The following is a 15,549-nucleotide window of genomic DNA, read 5'->3' as shown; positions in this document are numbered from 1 at the left end:
GCGGCTATGATCGCCCGGCTTGCGGACCTTTTCCCGGAGATCGCCGGCCCATCCGCCGACCAGACCGTGTCGGCGTTGACCGCCGACAGCCGGCAGGTCGCGCCGGGCGTCGTGTTCGTCGCGGTGCCCGGCACGAAGGCCGACGGCCGCCTGTTCGCCGCGCAGGCCGCCGCACGCGGCGCCGTCGCGGTGGCCGGGGAGGGGGACCGCCCCGCGGACCTGCCCGAGGCGGTCGCCTGGATCGCCGTGGCGGATGCCCGCCGCGCGCTGGCGCTCGCCGCCGCGCGACTTGCGGGTGCACAGCCCGCCACCGTCCTGGCGGTCACCGGCACCGCGGGGAAAAGTTCGGTTGCCGACTTCGTCCGTCAGATCCTGTCCCGGCTCGGCCGCGACGCCGCGAGCCTCGGCACCGTCGGGATCGTCACCGATCGCGGTGCGGAATACGGCTCGCTGACGACCCCTGACCCGGTGACGCTGCACCAGACCCTGGCCAGGCTCGCTCGCGAGGGCGTCACGGACCTCGCCATGGAAGCGTCCTCCCATGGGATCGAGCAACGCCGCCTCGACGGCGTGCGTCTCGCGGCAGCCGGCTTCACCAATCTCGGCCGCGACCACCTCGATTATCACGCCAGCATCGAGGAGTACCTGGCGGCCAAGCTGCACCTGTTCACCGACTTGCTGCCGCAAGGCTGCCCGGCGATCGTCAACGCCGACGGCGCCTATGCCGAGCGGGTGATCGCGGCGGCTGAGGGCGCAGGGCGGTCGGTCCGCACGGTCGGACGGGCGGGAACGGATATCCGCCTCGTCTCAACGGGGACCGACGGCTTCACCCAGGCGATCACGCTTCTGCATGAGGGTGTGACCCGCACGGTGCGCCTTCCTCTCGTCGGCGACTTCCAAGTCGAGAACGCCCTGGTGGCGGCCGGCCTGGCCCTCGCGACCCCGGCCGGCGCCGCCGACCCGGACGGCGTGTTCGCGGCCCTCAGCCACCTCACCGGCGTACCCGGCCGGATGGAGCGGATCGGCGAGGCGGGGGGCGGCCTGTGCCTGGTCGACTATGCCCACAAGCCCGAGGCACTAGAGAGCGTGCTGACCGCGTTGCGGCCGTTCGCGTCCGGCCGGCTCATGGTGGTGTTCGGCTGCGGCGGCGACCGCGACCGGGGCAAGCGCCCGCTGATGGGGGCGATCGCAGAGCGCCTGGCGGATGTCGTGATCGTCACCGACGACAATCCCCGCACGGAGGAACCCCACGCGATCCGGCGGGCGATCCTGGCGGCGGCGCCCAATGCGGACGAAATCGGCGACCGGGCCGAGGCGATTGGCTCGGCCGTGCGGCGGCTCGGACCCGGCGACGTGCTGGTCGTCGCCGGCAAAGGCCATGAAACCGGCCAGATCGTGGGAGATCGGACGCTGCCGTTCTCGGACCACGAGGTCCTGCGCGCCGCCATCGCCGAGGCCGCACGCTGATGGCGCGGCCAGATGGTGACCGGGGGCTGACATGACTGCACTCTGGACCCGCGACGAACTCGAAACCGCCACAGGCGGGCGCTTGCTCGGCGAAGGGCGCCCGATCGGCGGCGCGTCGATCGACACCCGCACGCTGCAGCCGGGCGACCTGTTCTTCGCCATCAGAGGCGAAGCGCGCGACGGCCACGACTTCGTCGCGAGCGCCCTCGGGCGCGGCGCCGGCGCCGCCGTGGTCAGCGAGGCCCGCGCCACGGATCTGACCGCCCACGGCCCGGTGCTGGCGGTCCCGGAATCGGGGGCGGACCCGGTCCTGACCGCCATGACCCGTCTGGGCGAAGCCGCCCGGGCGCGCACCGACGCAAAGGTCGTGGCGGTGACCGGCTCAGTCGGCAAGACCGGGACCAAGGAGGCCCTTCGCCACGTGCTGGCGGGGCAGGGCGAGACCCACGCCTCGGCAGCCTCCTACAACAACCATTGGGGCGTGCCCCTTACGCTCGCCCGGATGCCGCGTGCCACCCGCTACGGCGTGTTCGAGATCGGCATGAACCACCCGGCCGAGATCGTGCCGCTGACCGCCCAGGTCCGGCCCGACATCGCGCTGATCACCACGGTCGAGCCGGTGCATATCGAGCATTTCGCCTCGGTCGCAGCCATCGCGGACGCCAAGGGCGAGATCTTCTCCGGCATCGAACCCGGCGGCGTGGCGATCATCAATCGCGACGGCGAGCATTACGACCGCTTGATCGCCCATGCGCGGGCGTCGCGCGCGGGCCGGGTCGTCAGCTTCGGCGAGCATCCGGACGCGGACGTGCGCGCCCAGACCATCGTGCTGCGCCCCGACCTGTCGGTGGTCGACGCCGTCGTGATGGGGCAGCCCGTCACCTACAAGCTCGGAACCGCCGGGCGGCATGCGGCGCTGAACTCGCTGGGCGTGATGGCGGTGGTCCACGCGCTCGGCGCCGATCTCGCAGAGGCGGCCCTGGCGCTCGCCGGGTTGAGTCCGCCAGTTGGGCGCGGCGAGCGCACCGCCCTCGAGATCGACGGCGGCACCGCCTACCTGGTCGATGAGAGCTACAACGCCAACCCGGCTTCGGTCCGAGCCGCGATCGCGACGCTCGCCGGCATCGAGACCGGCCCGCGCGGCCGCCGCATCGCGGTGCTGGGCGACATGCTGGAACTCGGCGCGACCTCCCACGACCTGCATCGCGGCCTAGCCGATGCGATCGAGGCCGCCCGGATCGACCTGGTCTTCGCCTCCGGGCCGCTGATGCGCCACCTGTTCGAAGCGCTGCCGGTGAGCCGCCGCGGCGGCGTCGCCGACACCGCAGCCGACTTGATCGAGCCGCTGACCCGCAACCTCCGGTCCGGCGATGCCGTGATGGTCAAGGGATCGAACGGCAGCCGCATGGGGCGGATTGTCGATGTGCTGAAAGCCCGCTACGCGGTCGACCCGGCGCGGCGCGGAATGGCCGCCGCCCCGTGATCCGTCCGTGATCCGCCCCATGATCGACACGCCCGAGCGTTCGCGACGATCGGTGCCGCTCCCCGAAACCCGCGCCTGAACAAAGGGGCCGAGCGCCCGGATGCTGTACCTTCTCTCGGAACTGAGCGGCACGTTCTCGCCGCTCAACGTCTTCCGCTACATCACTTTCCGCACCGGCGGCGCGCTGTTCACGGCGGGCCTGTTCGTGTTCTGGTTCGGGCCGTGGATCATCTCCCTTCTGCGCCTGCGCCAGGGCAAGGGCCAGCCGATCCGGGAGGACGGGCCGCAGACGCACCTGCTGACCAAGCGCGGCACGCCGACCATGGGCGGGCTGATGATCCTGGCTGGCGCCGTCGTGGCGATCCTGCTCTGGGCCAACCCGCGCAATCACTACGTGTGGGTGACCCTGACCGTCACCCTCGGCTTCGGGGCGATCGGCTTCTATGACGACTACCTCAAGGTGACGAAGCAGTCGCACAAGGGCTTTTCCGGCAAGTTCCGGCTGTCGCTGGAAGCGATGATCGCCATCGCGGCGTGCACGATCGTCTCCGTCTATTCGCCGGCCGCCCTGCAGAACCAGCTCGCCTTTCCCGTGTTCAAGGACGCGCTGCTGAATCTCGGCTGGTTCTACGCCCTGTTCGGCGCCTTCGTGATCGTCGGCGCCGGCAACGCCGTGAACATGACCGATGGCCTCGACGGCCTGGCGATCGTGCCGGTGATGATTGCGTGCGGCACCTTCGGAATCATCGCGTATCTCGTCGGCAACTCGTTCACCGCGAGCTATCTCCAGGTGAACTATGTCCGCGACAGCGGCGAACTCGCAGTCGTCTGCGGCGCGGTGATCGGCGCCGGCCTCGGCTTCCTCTGGTTCAACGCGCCGCCCGCCCAGATCTTCATGGGCGACACCGGCTCGCTGGCGCTGGGCGGCCTCCTCGGCACCATCGCGGTGGCGACCAAGCACGAGATCGTCCTGGCCATCGTCGGCGGCGTGTTCGTCCTAGAAATGATGTCGGTGATCATCCAGGTCGCGTCGTTCAAGCTCACCGGCAAGCGCGTCTTCCGGATGGCGCCGATCCACCACCATTTCGAGCAGAAGGGCTGGAAAGAGCCGCAGGTCGTGATCCGGTTCTGGATCATCGCGGTCATCCTGGCGCTCGCGGGCCTCGCGACCCTGAAGCTGCGCTGAGAAACTGTGCTAGACTATGTACCACTACGGCCGATCCCAATCGGGCCCTCATCCTGAGGTGCGGCCGCAAAGCGGACGCCTCGAAGGAGCCCTCCAGCCGGCCGCGTGACCCCTGGAGGACTCCTTCGAGGCCCGCTGGCGCAGGCACCTCAGGATGAGGGGGTTGGGTGGGATCGGCGATGTTCCCACGTTGAATTGAGTTTCCCATGACACCCGTCACCGTCTTCGCGGGCCAGAAGGTCGCCCTGTTCGGGCTCGGCGGCTCGGGGCTGGCCACGGCCAACGCGCTGAAGGCCGGCGGCGCCGAGGTGATCGCCTGGGACGACAACGCCGACAGCGTGGCGCGCGCGCAGGATGCGGGCCTGGGCACACAGGATCTGCGCGAGGCCGACTGGTCCGGCTTCATGGCCCTGGTGCTCAGCCCCGGCGTGCCGCTGACCCATCCGGAGCCACACTGGACCGTCCGGCTCGCCCGCGAGACCGGGGTCGAGATCATCGGTGATATCGAGCTGTTCTGCCGGGAGCGCCGGGCGCAGTCGCCCGAGGCGCCGTTGGTGGCGATTACCGGCACCAACGGCAAGTCGACCACCACGGCGCTGATCGCCCACGTGCTCGCGCAAGCCGGGCGCGACGTGCAGATGGGCGGCAACATCGGCACCGCGATCCTGTCGCTGGCGCCGCCGGATGCCGGCCGCGTCCACGTGATCGAGATGTCGTCGTTCCAGATCGACCTGACCCCGGGTCTCGACCCCACGGTCGGGGTGCTGATGAACATCACGCCGGACCATCTCGACCGCCACGGTACCATGGAGCAGTACGCCGCCATCAAAGAGCGCCTGATCGCCGGCGCCGGGCTGGCGGTGGTCGGGATCGACGACGGCCCGAGCCGGGCGATCGCCGAGCGGCGCGCCGGTGACCTCGTGCGCGTCCACGTACCCGCCGGCGACGCGCTCTGCGCCGACGCCGTGACGGTGCGCGACGGCATCGTCCGCGATCCCGACGGGACGGCTTTGGCCGACGTCAACGGCATCGGCTCGCTGCGCGGCGCCCACAACTGGCAGAACGCGGCGGTGGCAGTGGCGGTGGCCCGCGCGCTCGGGCTGACGCCCGAGGCGATCCAGGCCGGCCTGTCCTCGTTTCCGGGACTGCCGCACCGGATGGAGGAGGTCGGGCGGCGCGGCGCCGTGCTGTTCGTCAACGATTCCAAGGCGACCAACGCGGATTCCACCGAGAAGGCGCTGACCGCTTTCCGGGACATCCACTGGATCCTCGGCGGCAAGGCCAAGGAGGGCGGCATCTTCCCGCTGGTGCCGTATTTCCAGCGGGTCGCCCATGCTTACCTGATCGGCGCGGCCTCGGACGCCTTCGCGGCCACCCTGGAAGGGGTCGTGCCCTACACGCGCTGCGAGACCCTCGACGTCGCGGTCCCCAGGGCCGCCGAGAACGCCGCCGCCTCGGGCGCGCCGGAGCCGGTGGTGCTGCTCTCGCCGGCCTGCGCCTCCTACGACCAATTCCGCAACTTCGAGATCCGCGGTGACAGGTTCCGGGCGTTGGTGCAGGCGCTGCCCTGAGGGCATCGATCGGCAGGGTTTCGAAAGGTCGGGTACCGTTTGCGAGTGCGGAGCCCCACCGAAGGGATGAGCCCTTTGGAAACCCGGTCCGGGTCGGTCAGCGCGCCAGCACCCTGGCGGCGTCCCGCGTGGTCGCCACCGCCTCGGAGACGTCGGCCACGGCTTGCGCGATCGCCCCGATATTGCCGGTTATCGCCGTGACCGCGCCGGCGGCACTCTGCATGCTCTCGGCGAGGTCGCGGGTTACCGCGCTCTGCTCTTCAATGGCCGCTGCGGTGGACACCACGGTCTCGCGCATCACCGAGACCGAGGCCCCGATCGAGCCGAGCGCGACGACGACCTCCTGCGAGACCTGCTGGACGCTGGCAATCTCACTGTTGATCTGCCCGGTGGCGCGGGCCGCCTGGTCGGCGAGCGCCTTCACCTCGCTTGCCACCACCGCGAAGCCGCGGCCGGCCTCGCCGGCCCGCGCCGCCTCGATGGTGGCGTTGAGCGCCAGCAGGTTGATCTGGCCGGCGATGCTCTGGATCAGGCCGACGATGCTGGACATCGCAGTCGCGCTGTCGGCGAGCCTCTTGGTGTGGCCGTCCGCCTCGCGCACGCAGGTATAGGCGGTATCGGTGGCGCCCTGAGAGCGCACGATGCTCTGGGACATCTCGGCGACGGAGGCGGCGAGTTCCTCGGCCGCCGCCGCCACGGTCTGGACATTGCCGGAGGTCGAGTCCGCCGCCGAGGAGGCCAGGCGGGCGGCATCCGTGGAATGCAGGACCGCGTGCTCGATTGCGCCGAAATTGGTGTCGATCAGCCTGCGGAGGTCGGCCAGCAGGCGGACCTGATCGGTGATGTCGGTGGCGAACTTCACCACCTTGTAGGGTCGGCCCCCGGCGTCGAGGATCGGGTTGTAGGACGCCTGAATCCAGATCTCCCGACCGTCCTTGCCGAGGCGGCGGAACTGCGCGGCCTGATAGGTACCGTTGCGCAAAGCCGCCCAGAACGCCCGGTAGGCCTCGCTGTCCCGGTAGCCCGCCTCGACGAACAGGCTGTGGTGCTGCCCGACCACCTCGTCGCGGCCGTAGCCCATCGCGGTAAGGAAGTTGTCGTTGGCTTCGAGAACCATGCCATCGAGGTCGAAGGCGATCACCGCCTGGACCTTGTGGATCGCGGCGATCTGACCGGCGCGGTCGGCCTCCTCGGTGCGCTGCCGGGTGATGTCGGTGGCGAACTTCACCACCTTGTAGGGCCGGCCACGGGCGTCGAGCATCGGGTTGTAGGACGCCTGGATCCAGATCGGCCGCCCGCCGCGGCCGACCCGACGGAACTGGCCGGATTCGAACCCGCCGCCGCGCAGGCGCTCCCAGAACGCCCGGTAATCCGCCGAATCACGATATTCCGGGTCCACGAACAGGCTGTGATGCTGCCCGACCACCTCCGGCAGGGTGTAGCCGACCGCGTCGAGGAAATTGCCGTTCGCCGACAGGATGCGGCCGTCGAGATCGAACTCGATGAGCCCCTGGACGCGGTCGAGGGCCGCCAGCTTGGCCTGCGCTTCACGGACCTTCAGAGCAGCGAACATCTCGAACCGACTTCTGCTGTGCGGATCGGGCCTGGCAAAGCGGCGCATGCAACACGCCGGTCTCCGATCCTGGTGGGGATACACCTCCAAGTTGCACAACGAGAATTAACATTCGATGACATCGTCCACAGTATACCTCGGACGAATACGGTACTTCTTCCGCGCTGGGGATCCCGGGCCGCGCCAGGCTCAGCCGGCCATAAGGCTCTGTTTACCATTCCCCCACAGGATCGACTCGACCGACGCGGACCGGCCTCCGCGCGGCCTGGAGTCGTTGCCCGGCATGATCTCACGCGCGGAACGCACACCCCTCACCGACTGGTGGTGGACGGTGGACCGCGGGCTGCTCGCGGCGCTGTTCGCGCTGATGGTGGCCGGCCTAGTCTTCCTGATGGGCGGCGGCCCACCGGTCGCCGAGCGCATCGGCCTGCCGACCTTCTACTTCCTCAACCGGCAGGCGCTATACCTTGCGCCGACCATCCTGCTAATCTGCGCCGTGTCATTCCTGTCCCTGCGCGGGGTCCGGCGGTTGGCGCTGGTCACCTGGATCTGCGGCGTCGCGCTCTGCCTGCTTGCCGGCAAGTTCGGCCCGGAGATCAAGGGCGCGCATCGCTGGATCCAGTTCGGACCGATCGGCCTGCAGCCGTCGGAATTCGTCAAGCCGGCCTTCGTGGTCGTGGCGGCCTGGGCCTTCTCGGAGGGCGCGCAACGCCGCGACATGCCGGGCGGCTTCCTGGCGATGCTGCTCCTGCCGATCACCATCGTGCCGCTGCTGCTGCAGCCCGATTTCGGCCAGACCATGCTGATCACCATGGTGTGGTGCGCGCTGTTCTTCGTCGCCGGCCTGCACCTGATCTGGGTCGCGCTGCTCGGCGTGCTCGGGCTCGGCGGCGTGTTCGCGGCCTACCTGTTCTTCCATCACGTCCGCGAGCGCTTCAACAAGTTCCTCGACCGCGATTCCGGCGGCGGCTTCCAGGATTTCTGGTCGCGGGAATCGTTCCGCTCGGGCGGCTGGTTCGGCACCGGCCCGGGGGAGGGGGTGGCCAAGCGGCACCTACCGGACGCACATACCGACTTCATCTTCTCCGTAACGGGCGAGGAATTCGGCGTGATCGTCTGCCTGTGCCTCGTCGGCCTGTTCGCTTTCATCGTGCTGCGCGGCCTCAAGCTCGCCCGGCGCACAGACGACACCTTCTCGCGCCTTGCGATCACCGGGCTGACCACCCTGTTCGGGCTCCAGGCCTGCATCAACATGGCGGTGAACACCCAGCTGATGCCGGCCAAGGGCATGACCCTGCCGTTCGTCTCCTTCGGCGGCTCGTCGATGATCTCCCTGGCGCTCGGCACGGGCTTTCTGGTTGCGCTGACCCGCAAACGCCCACGCACCGTCCTGCTCAGCCAGAAGCCACCCGGCACCGCCTCGGCCACCGTCGCCGGAGTGATGCGATGACGGTCTTCACACCCACGATCCTGCTCTGCGCGGGCGGCACCGGCGGCCACCTGTTCCCGGCCGAGAGCCTCGCCCACGCCCTGCGCGCCCGCGGCATCCGAGTGGCGCTCGCCACAGACGCCCGGGTCGACGCGATCTCGGGCGAGTTCCCGGCCTCGGAGGTGATCACGATCGCCTCGGCGACGCCCTCGGGCCGCTCGCCCCTGAAGCGGGCCGGTGCCGTGCTGACGCTCGGCCGCGGCTTCGGCGTCGCCGCCCGGGAGATCCGGCGGATCAACCCGGCCGCAATCGTCGGCTTCGGCGGCTACCCGACCGTACCGCCGGTCCTCGCCGGCCAGATCCTGCGGGTGCCGACGGTGCTGCACGAGCAGAACGCCGTGATGGGCCGGGCCAACGCCTTCCTGGCGCGGGGCGCGCGGACCATCGCCACCGGCTTCGAGGATGTCCGCGGCGTGCCCGACAAGGCGCGCGCGCGGCGCATCCACACCGGCAACCCGCTCCGCCCGGCGGTGATCGAGGCGGCCAAGGTTCCATACCCGCCGCTCGGCGACCGCGATGCCCTCCGGCTCCTGGTGTTCGGCGGCAGCCAGGGCGCCCGGGTCATGGGCGAGGTCGTGCCCGAGGCGATCGAGCGCCTGCCCGCCGACCTGCGCGGCCGCCTGCACCTCGTCCAGCAGGTCCGGCCAGAGGACCTGACCGCGGTGCAGAACCGCTACCTCGCCCTCGGACTCGCTGGGCTCGAGGCCGCTCCGTTCTTCAAGGATCTGCCGGCCCGGATGGCGGCGAGCCACCTCGTGGTCTCGCGATCGGGCGCCTCCACCGTGTCGGAACTCGCGGCGATCGGCCGGCCCTCGATCCTGGTGCCGCTGCCCGGCTCCCTCGATCAGGACCAGGCCGCCAACGCCGCGACCCTCGACGCGATCGGCGCGGCGCTCGCCCTGAAGCAGACCGCGTTCACACCGGATCGCCTCGCGGCCGAGCTGGTCGCCTGCTTCGAGACGCCGGCAAAATTGACCGCGGCGGCCGATGCGGCCAGAAGCGCCGGCATTCACGATGCCGCCGAGCGGTTGGCCGAGGTCGTCATCGAGACGGCCACCCGTGGGTAGCAATGGGGTTTCCGAAGGGCTCAGCCCTCTGGCGGGGGATCGGGGCGAAGCCCGACGGCAGGGCTCCACCCTGCACCCGCAAAAGGTCCCAGACCTTTTGAAACCATGACGTTACGGAAGGCACGAAACAGATGAAGCTGCCCGACAAGCTCGGCCCCATCCACTTCATCGGCATCGGCGGCATCGGCATGTCCGGCATCGCCGAGGTGATGAGCAACCTCGGCTACACGGTCCAGGGCTCCGACGCCTCGGACAACGCCAACGTCCGCCGGCTGGCCGAGAAGGGAATCCGCACCTTCGTCGGCCACCAGGCCGAGAACGTGGACGCGGCCGCCCTGGTGGTGGTCTCGACCGCGATCCGCCGGGACAACCCGGAGCTGCAGGCCGCCCGCGAGCGCCGGCTGCCCGTGGTCCGGCGCGCCGAGATGCTGGCCGAGCTGATGCGCTTCAAGTCCTGCGTCGCCATCGCGGGCACCCACGGCAAGACCACCACGACCTCGCTGGTCGCGACTCTGCTCGACGCCGGCAGCCTGGACCCGACCGTGATCAACGGCGGCATCATCAACGCCTACGGGACCAACGCCCGCATGGGCGAGGGCGACTGGATGGTGGTGGAGGCCGACGAGTCCGACGGGACCTTCCTCAAGCTGCCCGCCGATGTCGCCATCGTCACCAACATCGACCCTGAGCATCTCGACCATTTCGGCTCGTTCGAGGCGGTGAAGGACGCCTTCCGGCGCTTCATCGACAACATCCCGTTCTACGGCTTCGCGGTGATGTGCACCGACCATCCGGTGGTGCAGGACATGGTCGGCCATATCGAGGACCGGCGCATCATCACGTACGGCGAGAATCCCCAGGCCGACGTGCGCCTGCTGGATGTGGATCTGAAGGGCGGCCAGAGCCGCTTCCGCGTGATGATCCGAGACCGGCGTCCGGGCTTCCGCATGGAGATGGAAGATCTCGTCCTGCCGATGCCGGGCAAGCACAACGCGCTGAACGCCACCGCGGCGCTCGCCGTCGCCAACGAGCTCGGCGTCTCGCACGACGCCATCCGTCGGGCGCTGGCGGGCTTCGGCGGGGTCAAGCGTCGCTTCACCCGCACCGGCGAGTGGAACGGCGCCACGATCTTCGACGATTACGGGCACCATCCGGTGGAGATCAAGGCGGTGCTCAAGGCGGCCCGTGCCTCAACCGACGGCAACGTCATCGCGGTGGTGCAGCCGCACCGCTACACCCGCCTCGCCTCGCTGTTCGACGATTTCTGCACCTGCTTCAACGACGCCGACACCGTGATCGTCGCCCCGGTCTACACGGCCGGCGAGTCGCCGATCGAAGGCGCCGACCGGGACGCGCTCGTCGCGGGCCTGCGCTCCCGCGGCCACCGCGACGCCCGCCCCCTGGAGCGGCCCGAGGAGCTGGCCGGCATCGTGGCCGAACTCGCCAAGCCCACCGACTACGTCGTGTGCCTCGGCGCCGGCACCATCACGCAATGGGCCTACGCGCTGCCGGGCGAACTCGCCGCGCGGGGGAAGTGAGCGGGATGGGCGTCGATCAGGCTGAGTCCGGCATGAGGTCTTCGACATCGATGTCGAGCGCCCGTGCCAGCCGTTCGTAGACGGCAGGATCGGCCGTGCCCGCGCCAGTTTCGAGATCGATGAGTTTCACCTCGGGCACCGACCCGTCGCGCGACAGCACCGCAATCGTCATGCCCCGCCGGGCACGCCAGAACGCCAGGGGACACGGTGCCGCGCGCAGGGCTTCGAGATCGGCCTCGTCCAGAAGCTCGTTCTCGCCGCCGTCCAGGCGCCGCTGCGACTCGTCGATGACGCGTGCGTCGAGGGTGTCTTCCGCCAGCTCGCGCAACCGCTCGAGTCTCGCCTCCGGCAGGATCACGATGGCTTCTCCGGAGGGCGTCCGGGTTCTGACGATGGTCACGGGCAGCATCCTAGCCCTCGATCGAGCCGCGCGGGCCGACGGCGTGGACAATGATCCGATCCGCCTCGGTCGTGAAGACCGCACGCCAATCCCCGACTCGCAATCGGTACCGCTCTCCTGCGCCTTTCAGTGCCTCCACGTTGGTGGCGAGGCTGTCGGGATCCTGCGCATAGAGTTGAAGCTTCTGCCGGGTCAGGTCTTCGGTCGGCTTCGGCATCCGATTGAGGCTACGGGCGGCCGCACGGGTGAAGCTCAGGCTTCTGCCGGTATCGTTCGCCATCCCGCCCCGATTCCCTCAAGCGAGCCGGTTGATCCGGTCCAAAGCTTAGCATGACCGCATCGCTCCACGATCGAATCCGCGCCGCCGCGCCGGCCCTGCGCGGGCGCCTGCTGGCCGACCAGCCGCTGGCCGACCTCACCTGGTTCCGCGTCGGTGGCCCGGCGGAGGTGCTGTTCACCCCGGCGGACGAGGAGGATCTCGCGCACCTCCTCGCAGCCCTGGAGCCCGACGTGCCGGTCACGGTGATCGGCCTCGGCTCCAACCTGATCGTCCGCGACGGCGGGGTGCCGGGCGTGGTCATCCGGCTCGGCGGCAAGGCGTTCGGCGGGATCGCGATCGACGGCGACGCCCTGCAGGTCGGTACCGCCGTTCCGGACATGCGCCTCGCGAAGGCGGCGGCCGAGGCCGGGCTCGACGGGCTCGCGTTCTACCGGGGCATTCCGGGCTCGATCGGGGGCGCCCTGCGGATGAATGCGGGTGCCCATGGCGGCGAGACCACGGACGTCCTGGTCGAGGCGCACGGCGTCGACAGGAGCGGAGCGCTACGCCGCTTCAGCCACGCCGAGATGGGTTTTTCCTACCGGCATTCCGACGCGCCCGAGGACGTCGTTTTTACTCGTGCGTTGTTGCGCGGAACACCCGGGGACCGCACCGCGATCGAGGCCGAGATGGAGCGGGTCACCGCGGCCCGCGAGGCCGCGCAACCGATCCGCGAGCGCACCGGCGGCTCGACCTTCGCCAATCCGGAGGGCGGCAAGGATCCGACGATGAAGGCCTGGCAACTCGTCGATGCCGCCGGCTGCCGCGGCCTGACGCGGGGCGGTGCCCAGGTCTCGCCGATGCATTGCAACTTCCTGATCAACACCGGTGGCGCCACCGCTGCCGATATCGAGGGGCTGGGCGAGGAGGTCCGGCGTCGGGTGCGGGAGACCAGCGGTGTCGCTCTGCGCTGGGAGATCCGGCGGATCGGCGTGGCCTCTGAGCCGGTAAGCCAGTAAGCTGTAAGTCGCGGCGAGGAACCGATGCGATGCCGGACACGAGCGCCCGCACCGCCTACTCGAAGATGTCGGTGACGAGTCAGACCGTGCTGCCCGCAGAGGTGCGCGAGCGCCTCGCCCTCGGACCCGGTGATCGCGTGCGCTACCGGATCACGCCGGAGGGTATCCAGATCGACAAGGCTCCCCCGGCGGGCGAGGATCCGTTCGTGGCGTTCACACAATGGGGCGGCGCCATCGACGACGAAGATTATGCCGACCGCTAACGCCTTGGATTTCCCCGCCGGCTCGGTCGTGGTTGTCCCGTTACCCTCTTCGGACCGGCTGGCCGAGAAGCGGCACCCCGCCGTCGTCGTCTCTGGAGCCGCGGTGGCGCGGGCCGGTTATGTTTGGATCGCGATGATCACGAGCGCCCGAAACGCCGGCATGGCCGGCGACATCCCGATCGCGGATCTCGGTGCGGCCGGGCTCGGCGTCGCCTCCACGGTCCGCCTCTTCAAGATCGCCTGCATCGAACCCGGCCGCGTCCTTCGCGGCATCGGCGCTCTGCCACCGGTCACCGCGAAGGCGGTCTTTGCCGCGATCCATGACTGGGTCGGCCCAGCGTGACTCGATCCTCGACCCAGACTTCCCCGGAGCCCACCATGTCCAAGCACGTCGCCGTCCTCCTGGGCGGCACCTCCGCCGAGCGCGAGGTCTCGCTCAGCTCCGGCGCGGCCTGCGCCACAGCGCTCGAAGGGGAGGGGTACCGGGTCACCCGGGTCGATGTCGGGCCGGACATCGCTTCGGTGCTCACCGAGTTGCGGCCGGACGTGGCCTTCAACGCCCTGCACGGCCCAGACGGGGAGGACGGCACGATCCAGGGCCTGCTGGAGATCCTGAAGATTCCGTACACCCATTCGGGCGTGCTCGCCTCGGCGCTCGCCATGAACAAGGAGCGGGCAAAGACGGTGCTGCACGCCGCCGGCGTGGACGTGCCGGCGGGTCGGATCGTTAACCGCTTCGAGGCCGCGAAAAGCCACCCCCTGCCGCCGCCCTACGTGGTCAAGCCGATCGCGGAGGGCTCGTCCGTGGGGGTCATCATCGTCCGCGACGGCCGGTCGCACCCGCCTCAGATCCTCGCCTCCGAGGACTGGACCTTCGGCGAGCAAGTCCTTGCAGAACCTTACATAGCGGGTCGCGAACTCACCTGCGGGGTGATGGGCGACAAGGCACTCGGGGTGATCGAGGTGAAGGCCGCCACGGGGGACTGGTACGACTACGACGCGAAGTACGCTCCGGGGGGCTCGGTGCACGTGCTGCCGGCCGAACTTAAACCAAATGTTTACCAGCGTGTCCAAGAGTTGTCGTTAACGGCGCATCAAGCACTGGGCTGCCGGGGCGTCAGCCGTGCCGACCTTCGCTACGACGACACACCGGGTGGAACCGGTTTGCTCGTCGTGCTGGAGGTCAACACGCAACCCGGCATGACCCAGACGAGCCTTGTGCCGGAGATGGCGGCCCATGCGGGTCTTGGTTTCGGTGAGCTCGTCCGATGGATGGTGGAGGACGCTTCTCTGAATCGCTGAGCGGCGGTGACGCGGCCGGTCGAAGCCTTCCCGCGCGCCTCGTCGGCGCCGCGTTGGACCGGCTCACCGGACGCGCTCCCAACCGCTCTCTCTCGGTGCGCCGGTCCCGCAAGGGCCAGCTCCTGAGTGAGCGCTTGCCCCGCGGCGTCGGTACCGTGGGCGTCTCCGTGTCCCTCGCTGCCGTGGCCTTCGCCGGCTTCGTGGCGAGCGGGCGCTACGAGTCCTTCGTTGCCGAGCAGGGCCGCCCCCTGGACATCGCCGCACGGGTCCTCGGCTTCGGCGTCGAGCGCGTGACCATCTCGGGCATCTCCCGGATGTACGAGCGCGAGGTGCTATCGGCGGCCGGCATCGACTGGCGCTCCTCGGTCCCGTTCCTGGACGTCGTGGCGGTGCGCGAGAAGCTGCTCGCCGTGCCGCTGATCGCCCAGGCTTCGGTCCGCAAGATCTATCCGAACGAGATCGCGATCACCCAGGTCGAGCGCGAGCCCGCTGCCCTCTGGCAGAAGAACGGCGAGATCAACGTGATCGCCGCCGACGGGACCGTGATCGACGCGATGCGGGACGACCGCTACGCCAGCCTGCCGCTCGTGGTCGGCGACGACGCCAACAACAAGCTGCCCGAATATCTCGCCCTCATCGCCGCCGCCGGTCCGCTCTCCGAGCGGATCAAGGCCGGGACCTACGTCTCGGGCCGGCGCTGGACTCTCAAGCTCGACGGCGTGGACGTGCGCCTGCCCGAGATCGATCCGGCCGCGGCGCTCGCCCGCCTCGTCCGGTTCGAGCGCGAGGCCGGCCTGCTCGAAAAGGACATCATCGCGGTGGATCTGCGCATGCCCGACCGCCTGGTGGTGCGCCTGACCGAGGAGGCCGCCGCCGCCCGTGCGGAAGCCCAGAAGGCGAAGAAGAAGGGCGCAGCCAGCTGATGCCCTCAA

15 protein-coding genes are annotated in these 15,549 nt (G+C 69.7%); 12 read left to right on the top strand and 3 right to left on the bottom strand.

What is annotated here, in order from left to right; translation table 11 throughout:
- Positions 1-6: 6 nt before the first annotated feature.
- The 4 genes from FVA80_RS12225 to murD all read left to right on the top strand — a co-directional run bounded on the left by FVA80_RS12225 (position 7) and on the right by murD (position 5,707).
- Positions 7-1,467, top strand: a complete 1,461-nt coding sequence (locus tag FVA80_RS12225; RefSeq protein WP_147907444.1) for a UDP-N-acetylmuramoyl-L-alanyl-D-glutamate--2,6-diaminopimelate ligase — start codon at positions 7-9, stop codon at positions 1,465-1,467.
- A gap of 31 nt (positions 1,468-1,498) precedes the next feature.
- Positions 1,499-2,950, top strand: coding sequence for a UDP-N-acetylmuramoylalanyl-D-glutamyl-2,6-diaminopimelate--D-alanyl-D-alanine ligase (locus tag FVA80_RS12220; RefSeq protein ID WP_147907443.1), 1,452 nt, complete (start codon positions 1,499-1,501; stop codon positions 2,948-2,950).
- A 100-nt stretch (positions 2,951-3,050) separates the two neighbouring features.
- The gene (mraY, locus tag FVA80_RS12215) at positions 3,051-4,136 is read left to right on the top strand and encodes a phospho-N-acetylmuramoyl-pentapeptide-transferase (RefSeq protein WP_147907442.1); all 1,086 of its coding nucleotides are present in this window, start codon (positions 3,051-3,053) and stop codon (positions 4,134-4,136) included.
- A gap of 206 nt (positions 4,137-4,342) precedes the next feature.
- A complete protein-coding gene (murD, locus tag FVA80_RS12210) occupies positions 4,343-5,707 on the top strand; it encodes a UDP-N-acetylmuramoyl-L-alanine--D-glutamate ligase (protein ID WP_147907441.1) in 1,365 nt (454 codons plus the stop codon).
- Between the two features lie 97 nt (positions 5,708-5,804).
- Here the strand turns inward: murD and FVA80_RS12205 are convergent, their stop codons facing one another.
- Entirely contained in the window at positions 5,805-7,280 is a 1,476-nt protein-coding gene (locus FVA80_RS12205; RefSeq protein WP_147907440.1) for a PAS domain-containing methyl-accepting chemotaxis protein, read from the bottom strand.
- A 283-nt stretch (positions 7,281-7,563) separates the two neighbouring features.
- Here FVA80_RS12205 and FVA80_RS12200 point away from each other — a divergent pair, with 283 nt between their 5' ends.
- From FVA80_RS12200 to murC, 3 genes are all read left to right on the top strand, one after another.
- The gene (locus FVA80_RS12200; protein WP_147907439.1) at positions 7,564-8,730 is read left to right on the top strand and encodes a putative peptidoglycan glycosyltransferase FtsW; all 1,167 of its coding nucleotides are present in this window, start codon (positions 7,564-7,566) and stop codon (positions 8,728-8,730) included.
- Positions 8,727-9,836 carry an undecaprenyldiphospho-muramoylpentapeptide beta-N-acetylglucosaminyltransferase gene (gene murG / locus FVA80_RS12195; RefSeq protein WP_147907438.1) on the top strand — a complete coding sequence of 370 codons (1,110 nt, stop codon included), beginning with the start codon at positions 8,727-8,729 and terminating at the stop codon, positions 9,834-9,836. Before FVA80_RS12200 ends, murG begins: the two co-directional genes overlap by 4 nt.
- A 131-nt stretch (positions 9,837-9,967) precedes the next feature.
- Complete coding sequence (gene murC / locus FVA80_RS12190; protein WP_147854203.1) at positions 9,968-11,374, top strand: UDP-N-acetylmuramate--L-alanine ligase; 1,407 nt, start codon at positions 9,968-9,970, stop codon at positions 11,372-11,374.
- Positions 11,375-11,390: 16 nt separating this feature from the next.
- On the opposite strand, the gene FVA80_RS12185 is transcribed toward murC, so the two are convergent.
- Positions 11,391-11,783: a transcriptional regulator gene (locus tag FVA80_RS12185; RefSeq protein WP_246692382.1), complete on the bottom strand. Its 393-nt coding sequence runs from the start codon at positions 11,781-11,783 to the stop codon at positions 11,391-11,393.
- A gap of 1 nt (position 11,784) precedes the next feature.
- Positions 11,785-12,054: a type II toxin-antitoxin system RelE/ParE family toxin gene (locus FVA80_RS12180; protein ID WP_147907437.1), complete on the bottom strand. Its 270-nt coding sequence runs from the start codon at positions 12,052-12,054 to the stop codon at positions 11,785-11,787.
- A gap of 50 nt (positions 12,055-12,104) precedes the next feature.
- Here FVA80_RS12180 and murB point away from each other — a divergent pair, with 50 nt between their 5' ends.
- The 5 genes from murB to FVA80_RS12155 are packed head-to-tail and all read left to right on the top strand — an operon-like array spanning position 12,105 to position 15,540.
- On the top strand, positions 12,105-13,052 hold the full coding sequence (gene murB, locus FVA80_RS12175) for a UDP-N-acetylmuramate dehydrogenase (protein WP_147907436.1): 948 nt from the start codon (positions 12,105-12,107) through the stop codon (positions 13,050-13,052).
- Positions 13,053-13,081: 29 nt separating this feature from the next.
- Entirely contained in the window at positions 13,082-13,315 is a 234-nt protein-coding gene (locus FVA80_RS12170; protein WP_147907435.1) for an AbrB family transcriptional regulator, read from the top strand.
- Entirely contained in the window at positions 13,302-13,658 is a 357-nt protein-coding gene (locus tag FVA80_RS12165; protein WP_147907434.1) for a type II toxin-antitoxin system PemK/MazF family toxin, read from the top strand. The genes FVA80_RS12170 and FVA80_RS12165 overlap by 14 nt, the downstream gene beginning before the upstream one ends.
- Before the next feature lie 35 nt (positions 13,659-13,693).
- Positions 13,694-14,617, top strand: coding sequence for a D-alanine--D-alanine ligase (locus tag FVA80_RS12160; RefSeq protein WP_147907433.1), 924 nt, complete (start codon positions 13,694-13,696; stop codon positions 14,615-14,617).
- Positions 14,584-15,540 carry a cell division protein FtsQ/DivIB gene (locus FVA80_RS12155; RefSeq protein ID WP_147907432.1) on the top strand — a complete coding sequence of 319 codons (957 nt, stop codon included), beginning with the start codon at positions 14,584-14,586 and terminating at the stop codon, positions 15,538-15,540. Before FVA80_RS12160 ends, FVA80_RS12155 begins: the two co-directional genes overlap by 34 nt.
- Positions 15,541-15,549 lie beyond the last annotated feature (9 nt).

Source organism: Methylobacterium sp. WL1, assembly GCF_008000895.1.
Taxonomy (GTDB): Bacteria; Pseudomonadota; Alphaproteobacteria; order Rhizobiales; family Beijerinckiaceae; genus Methylobacterium.
This window is presented reverse-complemented; position numbering and strand designations above follow the sequence as displayed.